Consider the following 18644-nt stretch of genomic DNA (forward strand, 5'->3'; position numbering starts at 1 on the left):
TGCCCCGATTTGCCCCAAGAAATTGCTTTGATCCTACGCTTTGGTCAGAAGGCCACCTTGGCGTCGTTGGATTTGCCCGTCCAGCTCAAGCGACACAAGAACTGGCGTGATTTGAGACGCAGGGATCGCAATGTCGCGGATCAATTGGTCTTCGGCCATGGGGGCGGGGCCAAGACGGTCCAAGATCTGCATATGCAAGGCGGATGTGTCCCGCAGGCTGGGATGTTTGGGCGGCGTTTCTTCGGCGACAAGGGGCAATTCGGCTTGTCGGGAGGGCGATTGGCACAGTGGCGCCATTGCCGCAAGCACATCATCGGCGCCGCGCACCAATGTGGCCCCGTCACGGATCAGCATGTTGCACCCCGACGCGCGGGCATCAAAAGGATGCCCCGGCACCGCCAGCACGTCGCGCCCTTGATCCAAAGCGTCACGGGCCGTGATCAGGCTGCCTGATTTTGCGGCGGCTTCCACCACGATCGTGGCCTGCGCCAGTCCCGAAATGATCCTGTTGCGCATTGGGAAATGCCGCGCCATCGGTTGTTGTCCCATCGGCATTTCGCTTACACGCAAGCCCTGTTGGGCGATGCCCAAGGCAAGTTCGGTGTTTTCGGCGGGGTACATCACATCTACCCCACCCGCTTGCACGGCGACTGTGCCAGTCGGCAATGCGGCCAAATGCGCGGCTGCATCAACGCCGCGGGCAAGTCCTGACACAACAACATATCCGGCTTCGCCCAGGTCGGCGGCCAGCTTTTTGGCCATGCGGGTGCCAAGCGAGGACGCATTGCGCGCACCTACCATTGCAATCATGGGCTTTTGCAAAATGGATACGTCGCCCAGCGTCCACAAAAAGGGGGGTGCGTCATCCAATTCGGCCAATGAAGACGGGTAGGCGGGATGCAGATGATCAACCAGAACCGCGCCAAAATCGCGTGCCGCACGCATTTCTGCGTGGATCACGCCTTCGGGGCATAGCTGATAGCCGGAAACGCCGGCGGCACGCGCTACCTCGGGCAGCGCGGCCAGCGCGTTTTGCGCAGTGCCGTGTTCAATCAGCAGGCGTTTGTACGTAGAGATGCCGACCCGGCGGGATCGCAACAGACGGAGACGATGAAACTGGTCAACTTCCGAGGTGGGTGGGAGTGGGGGGTGAGTGGAAGAAGGAGTAAATCCTTGGTCAGTCATCCGTAGCTCCGTCCGTTGCTGTACCTTGTATAGCGATAAGGTGGTTAACAGCAGGTGAACGAAATCCTCACTATTTATGGGGATATTGTCTTTTTTTGTTGGTTCAAACTTTGATTGTTGTCCGGGTCCTGGGCGGAAAACCTAGAACCACGAGAAACCAAAAGCCCATCCCAAAACAGATCAAATACATCGGTCACGGCCATTGCGCAGGTAACGGGTCGCTTCGAAATCTTGGCAAGCCTATGCACCACCAAAAACCGCAGGAGTAATTATGGTGAAGGCACTTCATCGCTTGTCTGGGGCTGCCTATGGCACTCATTTTGCTGATCAAATTGCAATCGTTTCCGTCCCGCTTATCGCGGCTTTGGCGTTCGGGGCCTCGTCGCAAACGATCGGAGTTTTGGTTGCCTGCCAATCCATGGCCCATCTGCTGGGATCGATTCCGTTTGGGATTCTGGTCGATCAGAAAGATCTTCGCACGTTGGCGGCGCTGTCTGCGATGACGTCTTTTACAGGCTTTGCCGGGGCAGTATTTGCCACTTTGTTCGGATCGGTCGTCTGGTTCGGGGTGGCGATAACCGTCGCGGGATTCGGCGTGGTTCTGTTCGGTTTGACCGTATTGTCGATTCTGCCGCGTGCCGTCGCGGCGGGGACCTTGGCGCGTGCCAATGCCGCCGTCGAAATCCCGCGTGCCTTGTGTTCTTTTGCCGTTCCCCTCGTTGTCGGGCTGGTCGTCAGCGAAGTGCCTGCATGGGTGATATTTGCCGCCGCTTGCTTTGGGTCGCTGTGCGCGTTCGGTTTGTCGATAACCTTGCCCCGCTTTGATGTCATTCCAAAGCAACAAGGTTCAGTTTTGTCGCGGATATTCGAAGGGGGCCGTTATGCGGTGCGCCATCGGCTTTTGCTGCCGATTTCACTATGTGCAATTTTTTGGAATTTGGCTTTTGCAGCCCTTCTTGTTGCGTTGGTTCCGGTGATCCGTGACATCTACGGGTTCGCGCCGGGGGCATTCGGGTTTGCGTTATCGGCGTTCGGGCTGGCCGCGGTCTTTGGATCATGGCTGGCGGGGCGCGTTCTGGATCGGATTGCCCCGTCTGTTATATTGCTTTTTGGGCCGGGAAGCTCGGTTCTTGCGGCCATTGGTCTGACCATGATCGGGCCAGAGACGTCTGAAATCTGGCTGTACGCCTGTTTTCTGTTGCTTGGGTTCGGGCCATCCATGTGGCTGATCGCCCAAAACTCTGTGCGCCAGATCGTGACACCGCCTGCGATGCTTGGACGGGTCAATGCGGTCATTCAAACAGCGATTTATGGCGTTAGACCCCTTGGCGCACTTGCAGGGGGGATGGTCACGGGCGGTTTTGGGGCCAAGGCGGGCCTGTTTGTGGTGGTTGCCGCTTTCGCTGCGTCCTTTCTGGTGTCGGTGTTCAGCGGCCTGCGCAGTGTCAAAAGCTACAGATCACTTCAGGCGCAATAAGACTTCACGTGCGCCACCCCAGCAATCGTCGCTCGAATACTCCAATCACGGCACTGATCAAAACCCCAAGCAAGGACAAGATCACAACACCTGCAAACAACCGTTCAAGATCGTAAAGCGATCCCGCCTCAAGGATATAGGCCCCGATGCCATATTCAGCCCCAAGCATTTCTGCTGCAACCAATAGGATAATGGCAATCGCCAAGCTGATCCTGAGACCGGACAGAATGCCCGGCATGGCCCCAGGCAGAACGATCTTGCGCACAATCGACCACCAAGACAGTCCAAAACTTTGGCCCATGCGGATCAAGGTGCGGTCCACATTGTCAACCGCGCCATAGGTTGCGACAACGGTAGGGGTGAAGGTGCCAAAGGCGATCAATGCGTATTTTGATCCTTCTCCAATGCCAAACCAGATCACGAACAGCGGCAAAAGTGCGATCTTGGGGATCGGAAAAATGGCCGCGACCAAAGGCACAAGCCCTGAGCGCACATAAGAAAACAGACCGATCAGGATGCCGACACTGATGCCGACGCTGGCGCCGATCAACGCGCCGACAAACAGACGTGACAGGCTGGGGAACAGGTGCTTGAACAGCAAACCGCTGTCATAAAGTTTGCGAAATGTGTCCAGAACATCCGACGGGCGGGGCAAGGACAGCGACGAAATCCAGCCTGCACGTGTGCCCCATTCCGTCAAAAGGATCAGCGCCACAAAGACCGCAACACCCACCCAACGGCGCGATTGCGGTGCGAAACCACCGCCCCGAAACGCAACTGATTTTCCGGCATTATCCATGCAGCAGCTCCTGATCGGCAGCGCGCGCTTCGTCGCGCATCAACTGCCAAAGTTGTTTTTGGGCGCGGTCTAGATCGGCATCACCGAATTCACGCTGGGACAGGGGTTTGTCGATCTCAACAATTTCACGGATTTGGCCCGGACGGCGTGACAGGACCACGACTTTGTGGCCGAGGCGCACGGCTTCGGCCAGATTGTGTGTGACATAGATGGCCGTAAACGGCTGGCGGGTCCACAGCTCAACCAGATCGTCCATCAACAACTCACGGGTCTGGCTGTCTAATGCCGACAGCGGTTCGTCCATCAGCATCACAGCCGGGTTCACTGCAAGTGCGCGGGCAATGGCCACGCGTTGCTTCATTCCCCCCGACAGTTGCTTGGGCAGCGCCCCTGCGAAATCCGTCAATTTGGTGCGCGCCAGTACATCTGCGATAATTGTTTTGGCCGCAGCCCCTTTGATTCCGTGATCCTCAAGCACCAAAGAAATATTGCCCGCCACCGACCGCCACGGCAGCAGCGCGAAATCCTGAAAGATATAGGTCAATGGGTTCAGGCACCCCCGCGGTGCATCCCCCACCTGCAGGACACGGCCCTTTTGGGGGCGCTCCAGCCCGCCAATAAAGCGCAACAAAGTCGATTTTCCGCAACCGGACGGGCCAACGATACACACGATCTGACCGCTTGGAATGTCCAGCGAGATGTCTCGCATAACTTCGAAATCATCATAGAAATGGCCAATGCCGTCCAACCGAATGTCCATTGGGGACCCTTCACAAGTGAAAACGGGGCCAGCGTCATGCAAGCCCCGGTGATGATATGGTGATCAAGCGCCAATCATGTCCACATAGGACGGGTCAACCAGCTGTTCGATCGAAATATCCGTGTCCACCAGACCCTCGGACTGGAACCACGCAAGCTGGTCCTTGATGGATGCGATGTTCAGGGCCGCGCCCTTGTTGATCCGCATCGTGCCGTTAACGATGGATGGTGCGGCTTTTGCCCGTTCGCGGTCCGTGTAGACATATTTGTGAATCAGATCGATCATGGCGTCCTGATCTGCCGTGCCATCGATCATCGCCGCGGCGTAATCATCAACACCCTTGGAAAAGCCCGCAAGGAAGCTTTCGGTCATGCCGCGTTCGTCTGCGGCATTCTTGGCCGAGGTGAAAACGGTCGTGACCTGATAGTCCGGTACATAGTCCGAAACATTGCCAACCATGTGCCATGCGCCCGCCTTGGCCAGCGGCTTGGCGATATGCGGAACGATGGACCATACGTCCACTTGGCCGGACTTCATCGCGCCAATGATCGCGCCGACCTTTTGCAAGGGGGTAAAGCGCAGATCAATGCCTTCTGCTGCAGCCATCTTGGATCCCATATAATGGAAGGACGACCCGGCTTGGGTCACGGCGTAGGTCTTGCCGTCCAGATCTTTCAGCGATGTGATGCCGGCCTGATAGGACGCATCGGAAATCAGGTATTTTTGCCCGTCGATGCCCGCCTCTTCGCTTAAAGCGCCGCCAATCACCTTAATGGCACCTTTTTCGGCCAAATTGATCAGACCGCCGGACACAGCCGTGACCGCATAGTCCACGTCGCCTGACGCAATGGCCACGGCCATAGGTTGGGCCGCTTGGAAAAATTCGAACTCAACATCCAGACCGGCTTCGGCGAAATAGCCGCGCTCGTAGGCTACAAAATTGCCGGAGTGGGATGTAAAGCGCAACGCACCCACTTTGATCTTTCGGTTTGAAGCCAAAGCAGGGGCCGCCAGCCCCGAAGCCGCAACTGTGCCGCCCATCAGGGCCAGTGCCTTTCGGCGATTGAATAGTGTCATGTTATCCTCCCAGATTGATCACTTGTTTTGCGTTTTGATTAATGTCGCAGCTCTGCCTCTACATCTTCTTGTAGAAGGCGCAGCGCATCCGTTTCGTTGCGCGACAACACTGCATCCAGCAGACCTTTTTGGCGCAGCCTGCGGGCCGTCCAGTCCAGTCGTCCTTCGCGCATTTGGGCCAACCGGAACCGCCGGCTTTGATCAAAGAACTTACGGTGCAAATCAATAAGGCGCGGGCTGTCGCAAGCCTGCAACAGCGCATAGGAAAACGCACGGCAGGCTTCGTCCCATTCCAAGGCCACCAGATCATCGGGATCGGTTGCAGCCATGCTTTCGGCTTTTTGCAATGCGTGATGCGCTGCCATAACGCGTCCCTCCCAGGCCACGTCGCCCAAAGCGATGGCGCGGGCCAAAGCCACTTTTTCGACCTCAACCCGCACCAGTTGAATATCACGCACATCGTCCTCGGTGGCAGAGGTAACACGGAACCCGCGCTGGGCCGTGGCTTCTACCAGACCTTCGGTCGATAAAATGCGCAGCGTTTCCCGCATGGAATGGTTTGATCCGCCATAGCGGGTGCGCAGTTCGTTAATTTTAAGCTTTTGGTCCGGCAACAGCGTCCCAAACGCAATGTCGCGCCGCAAGGATGACGCCAGCAGTTCAACGATGGTGCTGTCGTCAGATTTCTTGCTGGTGAAGATCATTTATGTTCCGCAAATCTAAAAATATTGGATATTTTTAGATTTGGTTACACACTTCTGTCAACCTTTGCGGTGCGACTTGTGCTTACGGGGTTGGGCCTAGGGGCAGGACCCTAAGCTGCTGAACCTCCGACCGTTAACCCGCCAATCATCAATGTCGGCTGGCCAACACCCACTGGCACCCATTGGCCCGCTTTGCCGCAGTTGCCCATGCCGGGATCAAGCGCCATGTCGTTGCCGATCGCGCGGATATGTTTCAGGGCGGTGGCCCCATCCCCGATCAGCGTCGCGCCGTTCACGGCCTCACCCACAACGCCGTTCCGCACGCGGTAAGCTTCCGTGCAGCTGAAAACAAACTTGCCGTTGGTGATGTCAACCTGACCGCCACCAAAGCCAACGGCATAAATGCCATCTTTCAGGTCCGCTACGATGTCACCGGGGGCCACATCGCCACCCAGCATGTAGGTGTTGGTCATGCGCGGCATCGGGGCATGGGCGTAGCTTTCGCGGCGCCCGTTTCCGGTGGCTTTGACACCCATCAGGCGGGCGTTTTGACGGTCTTGCATGTAGCCGACCAGTATTCCGTCCTCGATCAGCGTGTTCTTGGCGGAAGGCGTGCCTTCATCGTCCACAGTGATTGATCCGCGACGGTCGGGAATCGTGCCGTCGTCCAAAACGGTGACGCCGGGGGCCGCGATCCGTTGGCCCATCAGCCCTGCAAAAGCAGAGGTGCCTTTGCGGTTGAAGTCCCCTTCAAGCCCGTGCCCGATGGCTTCGTGCAGCAAAATGCCCGGCCAGCCGGGGCCAAGCACCACGTCCATGATGCCTGCAGGGGCAGGGACGGCGTCCAAATTCACAACAGCCACGCGCAGCGCTTCGCGGATTTTGCCTTGCCAGTCGGTGGGGTCCAGTAAGCCGTCCAGCCCAACGCGCCCGCCGCCGCCTGCCGACCCAGATTCGCGGCGACCATTCTGTTCAACGATGATCGATACATTCACGCGGGTCATGGGGCGCACATCACGCACCGATGTGCCTTCAGGGCGCAGAATCTCGATCTCTTGCAGGGATGCGGCGATGCTGGCCGTGACCTGGACCACGCGCGAATCAAGATCGCGGGCGAAGGCATCCATGTCGCGCAGCGTGTCCAGTTTTACGGGGAACGCAGCACCCGCGATGGGATCTTCATCGGTATAAAGCCGTTCATTTGTGGCCTGCGGCGCGTCAGCCCATGTGCCACCGCCACCGCCAACAGCCAGACGGGCGGTTTCGGTTGCGCGTTTTAGTGCAGATTCGGAGATGTCCGTTGAATGGGCATAGCCTGCGACATCGCCGCGCACCGCACGCAGCCCGAAGCCTTCGGATGCGTCATAGCTGGCGGTTTTCAAACGGCCATCGTCGAACACCATAGCTTCCGATCTGCGGCGTTCCAAAAACAGCTCTCCGTCGTCTGCGCCCGCTGTTGCACTGCGCAAATGGGTCAGGGCGGCGTCACGATCCAGATTGGATTCGAACGGAGAAAAGGGGGCATCGGCCATAATTGTGTTCCTGTTTTTGGCGGCTTTCCTTCGCTTTACACAAAAAGCGTCCGTTTGCCGCGCCTCAAAAGACTTTATCTTGAGTTAAGAATATGATTGTAAGCGACGATAATACAACGGGAGGCGAAAGCGGTGCGCGCGATTGACCTTTCACCCGAACCCAAAGCGATCACAAGATCAGGACGACACATGAAAAACCTATTCTCATTCTCTGGCCTTTTTGCGGCCTTCGCGGCGGCACCTGCGTTTGCACAAGACGCTTTGGGCGATCTGGAAATCATCGGGGCGCCGGTCGACGGCAAGATGGGCTTCCAGCCTGCTGCGACGGAACTGGCAGAAGACCTTCAATGGCTGGATGGCATGTTGTTGGTGGTTTGCACCGTCATCACGTTGTTTGTCACGGGTCTGCTGTTGTGGGCGGCGTATCGCTATAACCGCAAGCGCAACCCTGAAGCGGCCTCTTTCACGCACCACTCACCTGTGGAAGTAGCATGGACAGTTATCCCTATCGTCATTCTGGTCTTTATCGGCGCGTTTTCCTTGCCGATCTTGTTCAAGCAGCAAGAAATTCCCGAAGCCGACATCACGATCAAGGTCACAGGTTACCAATGGTACTGGGGCTATGAATATGTAGACCACGAGTTCGCGTTCGACAGCTTCATGTTGCCACGCGAAGATCTGGAAGCGGCCGGTTATTCGCAACGTGAATACCTGCTGGCCACTGACACCTCTGTGGTTGTGCCAGTAGGGAAAACCGTCGTTATGCAAGTGACAGGCGCGGACGTGATCCACGCATGGACAATTCCGGCCTTTGGTGTAAAGCAAGACGCCGTGCCGGGCCGTCTGGCAGAGCTGTGGTTCGCTGCCGAAAAAGAAGGCATTTACTTTGGCCAGTGTTCAGAGCTGTGCGGCAAAGACCACGCCTACATGCCGATCACCGTCAAAGTTGTCAGCCAAGAAGCGTATGACGCATGGTTGAAGGGCGCTATCGACGAATATGCAGAGGCGCCAGCTGCAATTCAGGTCGCATCCAACTAAGCGCTGGGCGGGGTGTAATCCCCGCCTATTCGCATCGCATTCATTGAGGACAGCCAGCCCATGACTGACGTCAGCTATTCCCCCCAATCCCAAGAGGCAGAGCCCTCTTTGCGTGACTACTATGAGCTGATGAAGCCTCGTGTCATGCAATTGGTGGTGTTCACGGCCGTGGTTGGCCTGCTTGCGGCGCCGGTGTCTGTGCATCCGGTCATCGGGTTTGCGTCGATCTTGTTTATCGCCATCGGGGCAGGGGCTTCGGGGTCGCTGAACATGTGGTGGGATGCAGACATTGATCAGGTGATGAAGCGCACCGCAAAGCGTCCCATCCCCGCAGGCAAGGTCCAGCCGGGCGAAGCGCTGAACCTTGGTGTGGCACTTTCCGGCCTTGCGGTGATGATGCTGGCGCTGTCAGCCAATTTGCTTGCGGCTGGTCTTTTGGCTTTTACCATCTTTTTCTATGTGGTCGTTTATTCCATGTGGTTGAAACGCGCGACGCCGCAGAACATCGTTATTGGTGGTGCGGCTGGGGCCTTTCCGCCTGTGATCGGCTGGGTTGTGGCAACCGGGTCTATGGCCGTTGAACCTTGGCTGATGTTTGCATTGATCTTTATGTGGACGCCGCCCCATTTCTGGGCATTGGCACTGTTCATGCGGTCTGACTACGATGATGCGGGCGTGCCGATGTTGACAGTGACCCACGGGCGTCCTTCAACCCGTCGCCACATTCTGGCGTATACTGTTTTGCTGGCTGTTTTGGCTGTCGGTACGGGCTTCACGTCCATTGGCGGCCCGATCTATCTTTTGGCCGCTGTGATCTTGAATGCACTGTTCCTGAAGGGGGCCTATGATATTTGGCAGCGCGATGAAATCATCGCCGACCAAGACGATTACGCGGTTGAAAAGAAATTCTTCAAACTTTCCCTTCTTTATCTCTTCTTGCACTTCGGTGCTATTCTGGCCGAGGCGTTGTTGCGTCCTTGGGGTCTGGGAGGCTGGTAATGGCGATTAAAGCAGAACATGAAATCCACAGCCGTCGCAAAGGGCGTAATGTGGGCGTCGGCCTGATGCTGGCCGCCTTTGTGGTGTTGGTGCTTGCCTTGACGTTCACAAAAGTCACAAGCGGTGATTTTGAACTGCCGCGTGCGGAAGAACTGCAATGATGCGGCTTGAAGGTCCTCAAAAAACTGTCGCTCAAACAGTGGCTTTGGTTGTTGTTATGGGCGGGCTGGCCTGGGCGTCGGTGCCGTTCTACGATTGGTTCTGCCGTGTGACCGGCTTTGGTGGCACCACGGGCGTGTCGGAAGTGGCATCCGAGGACGTCCTGGATCAGACTATAAAAGTCCGTTTTGACGCGTCGCTGGACGCGGATATGTCGTGGGACTTCAAGCCTGAAGTGCGCGAAATGGAATTGCGGATTGGCGAAACGGGATTGGCTTTCTACGAGGCCTATAACCCGACGGACCGCCCCATCGCAGGGTCCGCCAGCTACAATGTTGCCCCGTATCAAGCGGGTTACTTTTTCAACAAAATCGACTGTTTTTGCTTCGAAGAGCAGGTTTTGGCCCCCGGTGAACGCGTCATGATGCCCGTCACGTTCTATGTGGATCCGGAAATTGTTGATGACCGCGACGGAAAATACGTGCACACGATCACGCTGAGTTATACATTTTACGAAATCGATCTGCCCGAAGGCTTTGCAGCCGTTGAGACAGACAATGACACCAACCTGAACTAAGGGACGCTTCTAATGGCCCACGCAAAAAATCACGACTATCATATCCTCGCTCCCTCAACGTGGCCGCTGCTGGGCGCAGTTGGCGGTTTTGTCATGCTGTTTGGCGCGGTCGTCTGGATGTCGGGCGGTTTGACGATCTTCTTCAAATCCGTTGAACTGTCTGGCCCTTGGATGTTCCTGATGGGGCTGGCCGCTGTGCTTTACGTGATGTTTGGTTGGTGGGCAGAATGTGTTGCCGAAGCCAAAATTGGCGATCACACACCAGTGGTCCAAATCGGCCTGCGCTATGGTGTGATCCTGTTTATTATGTCCGAAGTGATGTTTTTTGCGGCATGGTTCTGGTCATTCTTCAAACATGCTATTTACCCAATGGAAGACTACGCCGGCACCGAATACGTCGCCCCGATCTTCTATCAGGTCGATGCGCTGCACTTGCCTTTGATCAACACGCTTGTGTTGCTGTTGTCGGGTTGTGCCGTGACGTGGGCGCACCACGCATTGGTTCATGAAAACAACCGCAAAGACCTGATTACAGGCTTGTCGATTTCTATCGCTTTGGGCGTTTTGTTCACTGCATTGCAAGCCTACGAATATGGCTACCTTCTGAAGCAAGGCTGGGAATTTGGCGGGGACGAATTCTTCTCTAACTTCTTTATGGCCACAGGCTTCCACGGCTTCCACGTTTTGATCGGGACGATCTTTTTGACGGTGTGTTTGGTGCGGGCAATGAAGGGTGATTTCACCCCCAAACAACACATCGGTTTCGAAGCCGCTGCTTGGTACTGGCACTTCGTTGATGTGGTTTGGTTGTTCTTGTTCTTCGCCGTGTATCTCTGGGGCGTCTAAGCCTTGTGATCTGCAGTGGTTTGGCTTGCACTAAACCTCGAAACCCTTAAAACCCGTAAGGCGCGTGAGACTTTCACGCGCCTTTGCTGTTCGGAGCCACTGCACTGATGTCGCGTATCTTCTTCTTTGTGATTTTCGGCCTGGGCGGCGCTGGCATTTTGATCAGTCTTGGCACGTGGCAGGTCCAGAGACTGGCATGGAAACAGGGCCTTTTGGCTGAAATCGAAGCCCGCGCAACAGCGTCCCCCCGTGCCCTGACGCCAGAGTTGGTCGCGGATGCAGACAACCGCTATAGCCCCGTCAAAGCCAGCGGCGTGTTTTTGGAAGGCCACTTGCGGGTGCTGGCATCGCGCAAGACCATCGGGCCCGTGTACCGTATCATTCGCCCTTTTCAGTCAAACAGCATTGGCACGATTTTGGTCGATACAGGGTGGCAACGCACAGCGGACACTGTAGCGCCTGCACCCATGGACCGGGTCCAGATCAAAGGCAATTTGGACCGCCCGCAGGAAATCGACCAATTCACACCGGACCCGGATGTGATAGACAATGTCTGGTTTGCCCGCGACGTGGATGCCATGGCGCAGATACTTGGGGTGGGCCCTGTACTGATGGTGCTTTCAGAGACGCCTCAGGTCGATCTGGGTGTCACACCATGGCCCGTAGAGACCGGAAACATCCCCAACAACCATCTGCAATACGCCATAACCTGGTTCTCGCTGGCTGCGATTTGGCTGGCGATGACCGCCTATTTCCTCACGCGCGGACGCCGCGCCAAAACAGAGTAAAGTTTCGTGAAATACATCTCGACCCGGGGCAAAGCCCCCGCGCTTAGCTTTGAAGATGCCATGTTGTCGGGCCTTGCCCGCGATGGCGGGCTGTATGTGCCCGAAGTGATCCCGACGTTGGATCACGCCACAATCGCCGCAATGGAAGGGCAAAGCTACGAAGAGATCGCCTTTACGGTGATGCGGCCGTTTGTGGGTGACACGTTCAGCGATGATGATTTCAAGGCGATCATTGCCAAAGCTTATGCAGGGTTCGGCCACGACGCCCGTGCGCCTTTGGTGCAATTGGATCAAGGGCATTTCTTGCTAGAGCTGTTTCATGGCCCGACGCTTGCTTTCAAAGACTTTGCAATGCAGCTTATCGGCCAATTGTTCCAAACGGCCCTGTCGCGGCGGAACGAACGTGTGACAATTGTGGGGGCCACGTCCGGGGACACAGGGTCCGCCGCCATTGAGGCCTTTCGGGGTTTGGACAATGTTGATGTCTTTATTCTGTACCCTCATGGCCGGATTTCCGAGGTGCAGCGCCGTCAAATGACGACACCCACAGAGGACAATGTGCATGCTTTGGCCATGGACGGGGATTTTGACGCGTGTCAGGCGCGCCTTAAAGATATGTTCAATGACTTCGATTTCCGCGATGGCGTGCGTCTTGCCGGGGTCAATTCGATCAATTGGGCGCGGGTGCTTGCGCAGGTGGTGTACTATTTCAGTTCTGCCGTTAGCCTTGGCGCCCCTCACCGCAAAATCAGCTTTACCGTGCCAACAGGCAATTTTGGCGACATTTTCGCAGGCTACATCGCCAAACAGATGGGCTTGCCGATTGACCGTCTGGTTGTGGCCACCAATCAAAACGACATTCTGGACCGTTGTCTGAAAGGCAAAGGCTACCATAAGGGGGACACCGTGCCCTCGATCAGCCCGTCTATGGATATTCAGGTCAGCTCCAACTTTGAACGGGCATTGTTTGACGCCTATGATCGGGACGGTGCCGCGGTTGCACAGTTGATGGATGAACTGAAAGCTGGTGGTTTTGACGTCAGCCAAGGCGCAATGCAGGTTTTGCAAAGCCACTACGATTCTGGACGCGCATCGGAAGAGGACACCCGTGCGACAATTAAGGCGGCCTTGGCATCTACAGGGGAATTGTTGTGCCCCCATTCGGCGATTGGTGTGAAAGTAGCTGAAGAACAGCGCGTTACAGGTACACCGATGATTACCTTGGCCACAGCGCATCCTGCGAAATTCCCAGCAGCGGTCGAAGCGGCATCTGATGTACATCCCCCTCTTCCCCCACGCATGGATGACCTTTATGACAGGTCGGAACGCGTCACGCGGGTACCCGACAACCTTGACGCATTGATGGATCATATTCGAAAGAACATCCGCTCATGAGCTTGCAAACGCACCGCCTGTCCAATGGCTTTCGCATCGTTACAGAACACATGCCGGGTCTGGCTTCGACAACTGTGGGGATCTGGGTGGGCGCAGGCGCACGCCATGAGATGCCACAGCAAAACGGGATCGCGCATTTTCTGGAACACATGGCTTTTAAGGGCACAGAGCGCCGGTCGGCGTTGCAGATCGCAGAAGCCATCGAAGATGTAGGCGGCTATATCAACGCCTACACCAGCCGCGAGGTCACGGCCTACTACGCTCGCGTTTTGGAAAACGACGTGCCTTTGGCGCTGGATGTTTTGGCGGATATTTTGCTGAACCCTGTGTTTGAAGACAGCGAGATTGAGGTCGAACGCGGCGTGATCTTGCAAGAGATCGGTCAGGCATTGGATACGCCGGATGATGTGATCTTTGATTGGCTTCAGGAAGAAGCTTTTCCGGATCAACCGATGGGCCGCACGATATTAGGACCATCGGAACGCGTGTCATCATTCACACAGCAGGATCTGTCGGATTTTGTTGGATCGCACTACGGTCCGGAACAGATGATTTTGTCGGCTGCAGGTGCTGTTGATCATGATGCGTTGGTCAAATTGGCCGAAAGTCTCTTTGGGCGCCTCAAACCAACACCCAAGTTTGATGTGGCCCCTGCCAAATTCATCGGGGGCGAAACGCGTCAGATCAAACCTTTGGAACAGGCGCATTTTGCGCTTGGGTTTGAAAGCCCGGGCTACCGCGCTGATGATATTTACGTGGCGCAAATCTATGCCAGTGCATTGGGTGGGGGCATGTCGTCGCGGTTGTTTCAAGAAATCCGTGAAAAGCGCGGCTTGTGTTATACGATCTTTGCGCAGGCCGGGGCCTATGCCGACACAGGCATGATGACGGTCTATGCTGGTACATCGGGCGATGAGGTGGCGGATTTGGCGTCGATCACAATCGACGAAATGAAGCGCGCCGCCGAAGACATGTCACCCGCAGAGGTGGCGCGGGCGCGGGCGCAAATGAAAGCCGGTTTGTTGATGGGGCTGGAAAGTTCCTCTAACCGGGCAGAACGTCTCGCGCGTCTTGTCCAAATCTGGGATCGTGTCCCGCCCTTGGAGGAAACCGTGTCGATGATTGATGCTGTGACCACGGGGGACGTGCGGGCATTTGCTGAAGCAATGGCCGCAACCGCAACACCGGCGTTGGCCCTGTATGGGCCGGTCGAGGCGGCACCGACATTAAGCCGTCTACAGGAGCAACGGGCCGCCTGATGCTATTGGCCAAGCGCAAATTGCGGATTGAAACGGAGCGTATGACATTGCGCCCTCCGGTTCATTCCGACTTCCGCGCATGGAGTGCGTTGCGACAGCAAAGCCATGGTTTTCTAAGCCCATGGGAACCGAGCTGGGCGAAGGATCACCTGACGCGCAAAGCGTTTACCAACCGTGTCTATTGGGCGCAAAGATCAGTGTCGGGAGGCACAGCGATGCCGCTGTTCCTGATCCGGCGCGAAGACGACCGGTTGCTGGGGGCCATCACCTTAGACAACATTCGCCGTGGTCCGTCGCAATCGGGCACCTTGGGGTATTGGACGGGGCAGGGCTATGCCCGCAACGGTTACATGCGCGAGGCCATTCTGGCCGTGGTGCATCACGCGTTTGCCCGATTGGACCTAAGCCGGATTGAAGCGGCCTGTTTGCCCGAGAATGCCGCGTCTCGCGGGTTGTTGGAAAAATGTTCATTCAAGTACGAGGGCGTGGCCCAGTCCTATTTGCAAATTGACGGACGTTGGCGCACCCATGTCTTGTATGCGGCCTTGCGCAGTGACCGACGCGGAAAAACTGATGTGGGGTAGAGTATGCTGAATGCGTTAACTGAAGACCATTGGGCAGAATTACAAAACCTGTTGCCTTCCGACAGATTTAAACCCGCAGATGCGCGGTATCTGGAGGAGCCGCGGGGGCGGTATCACCTGTCCAGCGGGCTTGTGGCGCAACCTAGAAATACCAATGAAGTCAGTGCTTTGGTCGCGTTTTGCAATGCGCAAAAAATCGGGATCGTACCGTATGGCGGCGGCACAGGTCTGGTCGGTGGCCAAGTGATGGTGAAGGGTCCTGCGCCATTGATTTTGTCGCTGGAAAAGATGAATGCCGTGCGCGCGGTCTACCCCGAAGAAAACGTATTGGTTGCAGAAGCCGGTGTGATTTTGGCCGACGTTCAAGCGGCAGCGCAGGAGGTGAACCGCTTGTTCCCGCTGTCATTGGCGGCTGAAGGCACCGCCCGCATCGGCGGTAACCTCGCCACCAATGCTGGCGGAACGGGGGTGTTAAGATATGGCAACACCAGGGACCTGTGCCTTGGGGTCGAAGCCGTTTTGCCAAACGGCGAAATTCTGAATGGGCTGTCACGCCTGCGCAAAAACAACACAGGCTATGACGTGCGGCACTTGCTGATCGGATCGGAAGGAACCCTTGGGATCATCACTGCGGCAGCCCTGAAGCTATCGCCGCGTCCGGCCCGAACGGGCACAGCTATGTTGGTCGTGGACAATCCCAAAGCTGCGTTGTCGTTGTTGGCGCTGGCCCGTGACCAGATTGGGGAATCTGTTTCTGCGTTTGAGCTGATCCATAAGCAAGGCATTGATTTTTTGGAAGAAACTTTGCCTGATGTGCGTCGGCCATTCACGGTCGCCCCACAATGGTCCGTTTTGATCGAAGTGGGCCTGCCCAAAGCCATGAACCCGGCAGATGCCTTGGAAACACTGTTCGAGACAGCGTTGGAACGTGGTTTGGTCAGCGACGGCATTATCGCACAATCACAGGCACAATCTGATGCGTTCTGGTCGGTGCGAGAGCATATTCCAGAAGCCAACAGACGCATAGGGTCTGTGTCGTCCCATGACATTTCGGTGCCTTTGGGTGCCCTTGCAGAGTTCATCGACACAGCAGGACACCGCATCGATAAACTCGGAGAGTTTCGCATCAATTGCTTTGGGCATGTGGGGGACGGCAATCTGCACTACAATGTGTTTCCGATGCCCGGCCGCAGCCGCGCCGACCACATGAACGAACGTGACGAAATTAAACGTGTGGTGCATGATCTGGTGCATGAACTTGGCGGTTCTGTCAGCGCAGAACACGGAGTGGGCCGCTTGAAAGTCGACGATCTGGAACGCTACGGCGATCCGGCCAAATTGGCCGCGATGCGGGCCATCAAAACCGCAATTGATCCTTTTGGTATCATGAACCCCGGTGCTGTTTTACGCACCTGAATGTGGGTCCTGACCCTAAGCGCCGTCAAACTCGCATAACACGGATACATCCATTCCCATGGCTTCCAGTTTTTTACGGCCACCCAGTTCGGGCAGGTCAATCACAAAGGCACAAGACAGAATGTCTGCACCCAATTGTTCCAAAAGCTGAATACCTGCCGCCGCGGTGCCGCCGGTTGCCAGAAGATCGTCGACAACCAGAATTTTTTCGCCCGGTTGCACGGCGTCGTCGTGAATTTCCATCACCGCTTCACCGTATTCCAAAGTATAAGCCTGCGAGATAACTTTGCCGGGCAATTTGCCGGCTTTGCGGATCGGCACAAAGCCCACACTCAGCTGATGCGCGATTGCTCCGCCCAAGATAAACCCGCGTGCTTCCAGCCCAACCACTTTGTCAATCTGCTGGCCCACATAAGGGTGCAACAGTTGGTCAATCGCCAAACGAAATCCGCGTGGATCGGCGAACAAAGTTGTTACATCCCGAAACATGATCCCTTCGTGGGGAAAGTCGGGGATGGTGCGGATGTAATCCTGAACAGTTTTCATGCAGCTCTCCTGAGCGTGGCGGTAAGAAGGCCCATCGCGACCAATGTCGCCCCGCCTGCGCGTGTAAGCCAAGTGATGATATGTGGTTGCCCAACCATATGCCGCATTTTGTCGGCCAGAAGCGCATAGGCCAAGGCGTTGGCGGCTGCAAGACCCACAAAGGTTGCCACCAATATGGCAAACTGCGGCAACAAAGGCGCCTCGGGCGTGACGAATTGCGGAACGAACGCGATGAAAAATGCGATGGACTTGGGGTTGAGCGCAGTGACCGCCGCTGTGTGACCAAAGACGCTTTTGGCCGTGACCTCGGCCTGCGGAACACCCAAACCGGCGGATGGTGCAGAGCGCATCAGCTTTATCCCAAGCCAGATCAGATAGGCGGCGCCGGCCCATTTCAACACAGTAAACGCTGTGGCTGAAGCCAATACCAAGGCCCCAAGTCCAGCCAGTGAAGCGCACATTGCGATCAGATCACCAAGGGCCACCCCGGCGGCGGACGCAACTGCAACCGAGCGTCCTTTGCTTAACGCATAGCTGAGCACCAAAAGCACAGTGGGGCCCGGGATCAAAAGCAGTGCCATGGACGCCGCACAAAAGGTCAACCAAAGTTCAAATGTCATAAAACCCGTCCTGCCACAGCATCCAGTTTGGCCATCAGCGCAGGATCACGTGCATCGGGCCCCGTCAGGATGGCATATTCCAACGCCTTGTCGCAGCCATGCGGGCAATCTTCGCGGGTGGCCCCCAACAAATCGGGCAACCGTTTCACCATATCGCGGCCTTTGTCGGCGTTGCCCATCAAAGTCTGGATGATCTGGGTCACATCAACTTCGCCGTGGTCCGGGTGCCAACTGTCGTAGTCTGTGATCATGGCAACGGACGCATAGCAAAGCTCTGCTTCGCGGGCCAGCTTTGCCTCTGGCATATTGGTCATGCCGATGACATCCGCGCCCCAGCTTTCCCGGTACATTTTGCTTTCTGCAAGCGTCGAGAACTGTGGCCCTTCCATCGCCAGATAGGTGCCACCGTCGTGTACTGTAATACCTGCATCGATAGCGGCTGCAAGGCAGGCGGCCGACAGGCGGGGGCAGGTGGGGTGCGCCACACTGACATGGGCCACGCATCCGGTTCCGAAAAAGGATTTTTCCCGTGCGAAAGTACGATCAATGAATTGATCCACAATAACAAAATCACCGGGGGCCATCTGTTCACGAAAGCTGCCGCAGGCGGAGACTGAAATTACATCTGTAACGCCGATCCGCTTCAGTACATCGATGTTGGCGCGGTAGGGCACGGTTGTCGGACTGTGTATGTGCCCGCGCCCGTGACGGGGTAAAAATGCCATATCGACGCCATTCAACACACCCGTCAGAATTTGATCGGAAGGTGCACCCCATGGGGTGTCCACAGCAGTCCATTCGGCATTTTCCAATCCGTCAATGTCATAGATACCCGAGCCGCCGATCACAGCGATTTTGGTTTTTGTCATGGGGTGTCTCCTGA

The 18644-nt window shown here is 56.3% G+C and carries 20 protein-coding genes; 11 read left to right on the plus strand and 9 right to left on the minus strand.

Annotated features, from left to right (window positions below; genetic code table 11):
• Positions 1-33: 33 nt before the first annotated feature.
• Positions 34-1185, minus strand: coding sequence for a DNA-processing protein DprA (gene dprA / locus ASD8599_RS06315; RefSeq protein WP_108827749.1), 1152 nt, complete (start codon positions 1183-1185; stop codon positions 34-36).
• Positions 1186-1456: 271 nt separating this feature from the next.
• Between dprA and ASD8599_RS06320 the strand changes: the two genes are divergently transcribed.
• Positions 1457-2662, plus strand: coding sequence for an MFS transporter (locus ASD8599_RS06320; RefSeq protein ID WP_108827750.1), 1206 nt, complete (start codon positions 1457-1459; stop codon positions 2660-2662).
• Positions 2663-2666: 4 nt separating this feature from the next.
• Here the strand turns inward: ASD8599_RS06320 and ASD8599_RS06325 are convergent, their stop codons facing one another.
• The 5 genes from ASD8599_RS06325 to tldD form a co-directional block, all read right to left on the minus strand.
• Positions 2667-3461 carry an ABC transporter permease gene (locus ASD8599_RS06325; protein ID WP_108827751.1) on the minus strand — a complete coding sequence of 265 codons (795 nt, stop codon included), beginning with the start codon at positions 3459-3461 and terminating at the stop codon, positions 2667-2669.
• Positions 3454-4221: an ABC transporter ATP-binding protein gene (locus ASD8599_RS06330; protein WP_108827752.1), complete on the minus strand. Its 768-nt coding sequence runs from the start codon at positions 4219-4221 to the stop codon at positions 3454-3456. Before ASD8599_RS06330 ends, ASD8599_RS06325 begins: the two co-directional genes overlap by 8 nt.
• A gap of 63 nt (positions 4222-4284) precedes the next feature.
• The gene (locus ASD8599_RS06335; protein WP_108827753.1) at positions 4285-5298 is read right to left on the minus strand and encodes an ABC transporter substrate-binding protein; all 1014 of its coding nucleotides are present in this window, start codon (positions 5296-5298) and stop codon (positions 4285-4287) included.
• A gap of 38 nt (positions 5299-5336) precedes the next feature.
• Complete coding sequence (locus tag ASD8599_RS06340; RefSeq protein WP_108827754.1) at positions 5337-6002, minus strand: GntR family transcriptional regulator; 666 nt, start codon at positions 6000-6002, stop codon at positions 5337-5339.
• 110 nt (positions 6003-6112) lie between these two features.
• Positions 6113-7534, minus strand: a complete 1422-nt coding sequence (gene tldD, locus ASD8599_RS06345; protein ID WP_108827755.1) for a metalloprotease TldD — start codon at positions 7532-7534, stop codon at positions 6113-6115.
• A gap of 189 nt (positions 7535-7723) precedes the next feature.
• On the opposite strand from tldD, the gene coxB reads away from it, so the two are divergent.
• The 10 genes from coxB (at position 7724) to ASD8599_RS06395 (ending at position 16595) form a co-directional block, all read left to right on the plus strand.
• Positions 7724-8572 carry a cytochrome c oxidase subunit II gene (gene coxB / locus ASD8599_RS06350; protein WP_108827756.1) on the plus strand — a complete coding sequence of 283 codons (849 nt, stop codon included), beginning with the start codon at positions 7724-7726 and terminating at the stop codon, positions 8570-8572.
• Between the two features lie 60 nt (positions 8573-8632).
• On the plus strand, positions 8633-9571 hold the full coding sequence (gene cyoE, locus ASD8599_RS06355) for a heme o synthase (protein ID WP_108827757.1): 939 nt from the start codon (positions 8633-8635) through the stop codon (positions 9569-9571).
• The gene (locus ASD8599_RS06360) at positions 9571-9732 is read left to right on the plus strand and encodes a cytochrome C oxidase assembly protein (protein ID WP_108827758.1); all 162 of its coding nucleotides are present in this window, start codon (positions 9571-9573) and stop codon (positions 9730-9732) included. Before cyoE ends, ASD8599_RS06360 begins: the two co-directional genes overlap by 1 nt.
• Positions 9732-10307 (plus strand): cytochrome c oxidase assembly protein, encoded by a 576-nt coding sequence (locus ASD8599_RS06365; RefSeq protein WP_108830039.1) that lies wholly within the window; start codon positions 9732-9734, stop codon positions 10305-10307. Before ASD8599_RS06360 ends, ASD8599_RS06365 begins: the two co-directional genes overlap by 1 nt.
• A gap of 12 nt (positions 10308-10319) precedes the next feature.
• Entirely contained in the window at positions 10320-11153 is an 834-nt protein-coding gene (locus tag ASD8599_RS06370) for a cytochrome c oxidase subunit 3 (RefSeq protein WP_108827759.1), read from the plus strand.
• A gap of 107 nt (positions 11154-11260) precedes the next feature.
• Complete coding sequence (locus ASD8599_RS06375) at positions 11261-11941, plus strand: SURF1 family protein (RefSeq protein WP_108827760.1); 681 nt, start codon at positions 11261-11263, stop codon at positions 11939-11941.
• Between the two features lie 6 nt (positions 11942-11947).
• A complete protein-coding gene (gene thrC, locus ASD8599_RS06380) occupies positions 11948-13336 on the plus strand; it encodes a threonine synthase (RefSeq protein WP_108827761.1) in 1389 nt (462 codons plus the stop codon).
• The gene (locus tag ASD8599_RS06385) at positions 13333-14595 is read left to right on the plus strand and encodes a M16 family metallopeptidase (protein WP_108827762.1); all 1263 of its coding nucleotides are present in this window, start codon (positions 13333-13335) and stop codon (positions 14593-14595) included. The genes thrC and ASD8599_RS06385 overlap by 4 nt, the downstream gene beginning before the upstream one ends.
• Entirely contained in the window at positions 14595-15179 is a 585-nt protein-coding gene (locus tag ASD8599_RS06390; protein WP_108827763.1) for a GNAT family N-acetyltransferase, read from the plus strand. Before ASD8599_RS06385 ends, ASD8599_RS06390 begins: the two co-directional genes overlap by 1 nt.
• 3 nt (positions 15180-15182) lie before the next feature.
• Entirely contained in the window at positions 15183-16595 is a 1413-nt protein-coding gene (locus ASD8599_RS06395) for an FAD-binding oxidoreductase (RefSeq protein ID WP_108827764.1), read from the plus strand.
• Between the two features lie 15 nt (positions 16596-16610).
• Here the strand turns inward: ASD8599_RS06395 and ASD8599_RS06400 are convergent, their stop codons facing one another.
• Genes ASD8599_RS06400 through ASD8599_RS06410 form a run of 3 tightly spaced genes read right to left on the minus strand, consistent with a single transcriptional unit; the run spans position 16611 to position 18630 of the window.
• Positions 16611-17141, minus strand: a complete 531-nt coding sequence (locus ASD8599_RS06400; RefSeq protein ID WP_108827765.1) for an adenine phosphoribosyltransferase — start codon at positions 17139-17141, stop codon at positions 16611-16613.
• Positions 17138-17761, minus strand: a complete 624-nt coding sequence (locus ASD8599_RS06405; RefSeq protein WP_108827766.1) for a LysE family translocator — start codon at positions 17759-17761, stop codon at positions 17138-17140. The genes ASD8599_RS06400 and ASD8599_RS06405 overlap by 4 nt, the downstream gene beginning before the upstream one ends.
• Positions 17758-18630, minus strand: a complete 873-nt coding sequence (locus tag ASD8599_RS06410) for an S-methyl-5'-thioadenosine phosphorylase (RefSeq protein ID WP_108827767.1) — start codon at positions 18628-18630, stop codon at positions 17758-17760. Before ASD8599_RS06410 ends, ASD8599_RS06405 begins: the two co-directional genes overlap by 4 nt.
• Positions 18631-18644 lie beyond the last annotated feature (14 nt).

Origin of the sequence: Ascidiaceihabitans donghaensis (assembly GCF_900302465.1) — a bacterium.
GTDB classification, from domain to species: Bacteria; Pseudomonadota; Alphaproteobacteria; order Rhodobacterales; family Rhodobacteraceae; genus Ascidiaceihabitans; species Ascidiaceihabitans donghaensis.